The sequence below is a fragment of the Streptomyces sp. genome, from assembly GCF_031181555.1.
Classification (GTDB): domain Bacteria; phylum Actinomycetota; class Actinomycetes; order Streptomycetales; family Streptomycetaceae; genus Streptomyces; species Streptomyces fimbriatus.
Window position 1 is genome coordinate 2,366 of sequence record NZ_JAPSKQ010000250.1, and the last position, 4,012, is coordinate 6,377.

Consider the following 4,012-nt stretch of genomic DNA (forward strand, 5'->3'; position numbering starts at 1 on the left):
GGAGAACAGCCGCAGCCGCACCGGGTCCGACAGCGCCTTGAACACGGCGGCCACCTTCTCCGCGTCCGCCCGGGGCAGCTCCCCGGCCGTGATCGGCGGGCAGCACGGCACCGCACCGCCGTCCTCCGGGGCGGGGCAGCTCCGCGATCTCCGACTTCGGCATGCGTCTATGTTGACACTCGTCGATACAGGTGGCAGGCTCCGATGTATCGACAGACATCGAAGCAAGGAGTCGCCGTGACGGCCACCCTCCGTACCGTGCTCACCGCGGTCCGGGCCCGCCGCACCGCCCGCCACCTGGCCGGTGTCAGGTTCTGCGACGGCTGCGCCCGGGTCAGCGACAGCGCCGCCCGAGCGGCCGAGCACCGGCGGCACGCCCGGCTGACCGCCCTCACCCACGCGCGCTGAACCCTTTCGCCCCTTGAGGAGACCGAGCATCATGAGCACCCAGCAGCTCCCCGTCGTCGTCATCGGAGCCGGCCCCACCGGACTGGCCGCCGCCGCCCACCTGACCGGCCGCGGCATCGAGCCCCTCGTGCTGGAAGCGGGCGCGAGCGCCGGCGCGGCCGTGCGCGAGTGGAGCCACGTGCGGCTGTTCTCCACCTGGGGCGAAGTCGTCGACCCGGCCGCCGAGAAGCTCCTCGCCCCGGCCGGCTGGACGCGCCCCGACCCGGCGACGTACCCGTCCGGCGGGGACTGGGCCGAGCAGTACCTCCAGCCACTGGCCGACGTCCTCGGCGACCGGGTCCGCACCGGCGCCACCGTCACCGGCGTCTCGAAGGCCGGCCGCGACCGGATCGTCGACGCCGACCGCGAGGCCCAGCCCTTCGTCGTCCACGTCCAGTACGCCGGCGGCCGGGAGGAACGGATCCTCGCCCGCGCGGTCATCGACGCCTCCGGCACCTGGACCGCCCCGTCCCCGGCCGGCGGCAGCGGCCTGCCCGCCCTCGGCGAGAAGGCGGCGGCCGACCGCGTCACCTACCGCGTCCCCGACCTCGAGGACCCCACCGTGCGCGCCCGCTACGCGGGCAGGCGCACCGCGGTCATCGGCTCCGGCGCCTCCGCCTTCACCACGCTCGCCTACCTCGCCGACCTGGCCGAGTCCGAGGACGGCAGGGGGACGCACGCGGTGTGGATCCTGCGCCGGGGCATCTCCGGCTCCACCTTCGGCGGCGGCACCGCCGACCAGCTGCCCGCCCGCGGCGCGCTCGGCCTCGCGGCGAAGGCCGCCGTCGACAACGGCCACGCCGACGCCGTCACGGGATTCCGCACCGAGGCGATCGAACGCGACGGCGACGGACGCCTGGTCCTGGTGGGCGAGGACGGGCGCCGCCTCGACGCCGTGGACGAGGTGATCGTGCTGACCGGCTTCCGCCCCGACCTGTCCTTCCTCTCCGAGGTCCGCCTGAACCTCGACGAGCGCCTCCAGGCCCCGGTCGGACTCGCCCCGCTGATCGACCCCAACCAGCACTCCTGCGGCACCGTCTACCCGCACGGACACCGCGAGCTCTCCCACCCCGACCAGGGCGTCTACCTGGTCGGCATGAAGTCCTACGGCCGCGCCCCGACCTTCCTGGCCATGACCGGCTACGAGCAGGTCCGCTCCGTCGCCGCCGCCATCGCCGGCGACCTGGACTCCGCCGACCGGGTCGAACTCACCCTGCCCGAGACCGGCGTCTGCGGCGGCGCGGGCCTGTTCGACGCCCCCGACACCCGGCAGACCGACGGCGGCTGCTGCGCGCCCGCGCCGCAGCTCGTCCAGCTCGGCACGCCCGCGGCAGCGGGCGCCGCCACCGAGGAGACCCCGGCGGGCGGCTGCTGCGGCTCGTGACCGACCTCGGCACCCGTGACGGCGGGGCCGCGACCGGAACAGGGGACCGGTCACGGCCCCGCGCCGCCCTGCCCGCCCTCTGCCTGACACGGATCGTGAGCCGGGGCATCGTCTCCTGCGCCTTCCCCGTCCTCGACCCGCAGATCACCCGCGCGACCGGCCGGCCGGCATCCGCCACCGGCGGACCCACCGGTCACCCGGCGCGCTCGTCACCGGTTCGTCCGTGGCGGGAGCCGGCGTACGCGGCGTCGCGGAGTCGGCGCAGCCGTCCGGTGGGACGCAGTCCGGGGAGGCTGTGGGCGTAGGGGTCGTAGGACACGGTGCGGGTGGCCGGAGCCGTGTGCGCGGTCTCCAGGGACAGCGAGGCGAAGGTGCGCCAGGGCTCGTCGGAGGCGGCTGCGCGCAGGTCGAAGCGGACGGGTCGGCGGGCGAGCTCCTGCCACAGTGTCGGCATGGTGTCCTCCGGAGTGCCGCCCGGGTCGGGGACGGGGAAGGCCGCCAGAACCCGTTCACGATCACCCACCCGGTAGGACAGCACGGTGGAGTACGGTCCGCTCAAGGCATTCGGCCGCAGAAGGGGCAGGTGGCGGCCGAGGCGGCCGGAGCGGCTGGACGTGAGCAGCAGGTCGAGCGTGGTGCCGGGGCCGTCGGCGTCCTCGACCCGGACGGCCAGGCCCAGACCGTCCGGCAGCCGCCGGGGCAGGCCGAGCGCACGGGACCAGCGCACCGTCACCCGATAGGAGCCGGGCCGGTCCAGCCAGGACACACCCCACCCGGCGTCCGCGCGGCCGGTCACGGTCAGCGTCCCCGCACACAGCACCCCGTAGGGGTGCAGGGCCGGTGCCGAGCGCCACCGGGCCAGCCGGTCGGCCACACGGCGTGCCGTGCAACTGACGGTCATGCGGCTCCTCGGGAGTCGGGGCGGATGACGGCACGGACGCGGCCGTCGGTGCGCTCGCGCAGCCCGGCGGCGACGTCCGTGCCGGTGCAGTCGACGGCCTCCGCGCCGACGCACCGCTCGGTCGCGGCCAGTCGTCCGGGGACGCGGTCGAGGGCGACGACCCGCTCGGCGGCCTCCAGGACCGCCGCCCCGGCGGCCGTCCGCCCCACCGCGCCGCAGCCGTCGACTCGGACGTCCCGCCGGCCGTCAGCTGCTGCGCCCATGGCCCTCGCCCTCTTCTGATCCTGCCCGCGTCGGCGCCTCGTCCGTCTCGTGGCCGTCCGGCCTCTGCGTTCCGTCCTCGCGGCGCAGCCTGATCTCCACCCGCCCGTCGACGACACGGGTGTCGAAGGCGGGCTGGGGCGCGGTGGCGGGGCCGCGGACGTTCCAGCCGTCCGACAGCCGGAAGACGCTGCCGTGCCAGGGGCAGCGGACACACCCGTCGGCGACCGTGCCCTCGGACAGCGGGCCCGCCAGATGACTGCACCGCTCGGCCAGCGCGTGGAAGGTCCCGCCGGGTTCGCGCACCACCAGGACCGGCACATCGTCCACGGTGCGCCGCACGGGCCGGCCGGCCGGGAACTCGTCCACGGTGCCGATCCGGTGCCAGCCCTCGCTGACGACGTGCGGCACCTCCTCGGCGTGGTTGGCACCGGAAGCCTGCCGGTATGCCAGGTGGCCGCCCAGCATGCCTCCCAGACCGACCGCCGTCAGCCCGAGGAAGCCGTACGCGCGGCCCGCTCCGGCCCGCCCGGTGAGGCGGCAGAGGAGCGAGGCGCCGTACAGTCCCACGGCCGCCGTGTTGACCACGGCGTGCACCAGCCCCACCCGTCTCTGCTGGCGACGCAGTTCGGCCCAGTCGACCGCGCCCGCCAGCGCGGCGGGACCGGCCGCCGCCAGTCCGACGCCGACAAGGAGACCGGCCCCCCGGGAACGGCCGGGCCACAGGTCGAGTACGGCGGCGGACATCCAGCTGCCGATCGGCACCTGCACCATCAAGGGGTGCACGGGATGGCCGAGCCACCGGCCGTGCAACCCGTCCCGTGCGCGGCCCAACGGGAGGGCTCGCACGCTCCTGGTCAGCTTGTCGATCGCCGCGTCCGCCCTGGGATCACGTTCCAGGGCGTCGAGCAGCCACAGCACCCGGTTCTGACCCATACGGCGACGACCTGGCTTTCCGCTCATGGCAGGAGGGTCCCCCCACGGGCAGGAGACAAACAGCCGCTCCGGGGCCCTTCACG

General features: G+C 75.5%; 5 protein-coding genes and 1 pseudogene. 2 read left to right on the plus strand and 4 right to left on the minus strand.

Annotated elements, in window-relative coordinates; genetic code table 11:
- Positions 1-163, minus strand: a pseudogene (locus tag RIM90_RS31665) (transcriptional regulator); the annotation flags it as partial.
- Positions 164-237: 74 nt separating this feature from the next.
- On the opposite strand from RIM90_RS31665, the gene RIM90_RS29755 reads away from it, so the two are divergent.
- Positions 238-408 carry a hypothetical protein gene (locus RIM90_RS29755; RefSeq protein WP_309063844.1) on the plus strand — a complete coding sequence of 57 codons (171 nt, stop codon included), beginning with the start codon at positions 238-240 and terminating at the stop codon, positions 406-408.
- Positions 409-439: 31 nt separating this feature from the next.
- Positions 440-1,831 (plus strand): NAD(P)-binding domain-containing protein, encoded by a 1,392-nt coding sequence (locus tag RIM90_RS29760; RefSeq protein WP_309063845.1) that lies wholly within the window; start codon positions 440-442, stop codon positions 1,829-1,831.
- A gap of 193 nt (positions 1,832-2,024) precedes the next feature.
- Here the strand turns inward: RIM90_RS29760 and RIM90_RS29765 are convergent, their stop codons facing one another.
- The 3 genes from RIM90_RS29765 to RIM90_RS29775 are packed head-to-tail and all read right to left on the minus strand — an operon-like array spanning position 2,025 to position 3,929.
- Positions 2,025-2,732, minus strand: coding sequence for a phosphodiesterase (locus RIM90_RS29765; RefSeq protein ID WP_309063846.1), 708 nt, complete (start codon positions 2,730-2,732; stop codon positions 2,025-2,027).
- Positions 2,729-2,995 (minus strand): hypothetical protein, encoded by a 267-nt coding sequence (locus RIM90_RS29770; RefSeq protein ID WP_309063847.1) that lies wholly within the window; start codon positions 2,993-2,995, stop codon positions 2,729-2,731. The genes RIM90_RS29765 and RIM90_RS29770 overlap by 4 nt, the downstream gene beginning before the upstream one ends.
- The gene (locus tag RIM90_RS29775; RefSeq protein ID WP_309063848.1) at positions 2,979-3,929 is read right to left on the minus strand and encodes a Rieske (2Fe-2S) protein; all 951 of its coding nucleotides are present in this window, start codon (positions 3,927-3,929) and stop codon (positions 2,979-2,981) included. Before RIM90_RS29775 ends, RIM90_RS29770 begins: the two co-directional genes overlap by 17 nt.
- Between the last annotated feature and the right edge of the window lie 83 nt (positions 3,930-4,012).

What these genes read in the sequence shown, in the direction of transcription:
- RIM90_RS29760 (WP_309063845.1), top strand. Translation starts at nt 440, where the DNA reads ATGAGCACCCAGCAGCTCCCCGTCGTCGTCATCGGAGCCGGCCCCACC.
- RIM90_RS29765 (WP_309063846.1), bottom strand. Translation starts at nt 2,732, where the DNA reads ATGACCGTCAGTTGCACGGCACGCCGTGTGGCCGACCGGCTGGCCCGG.
- RIM90_RS29770 (WP_309063847.1), bottom strand. Translation starts at nt 2,995, where the DNA reads ATGGGCGCAGCAGCTGACGGCCGGCGGGACGTCCGAGTCGACGGCTGC.
- RIM90_RS29775 (WP_309063848.1), bottom strand. Translation starts at nt 3,929, where the DNA reads ATGGGTCAGAACCGGGTGCTGTGGCTGCTCGACGCCCTGGAACGTGAT.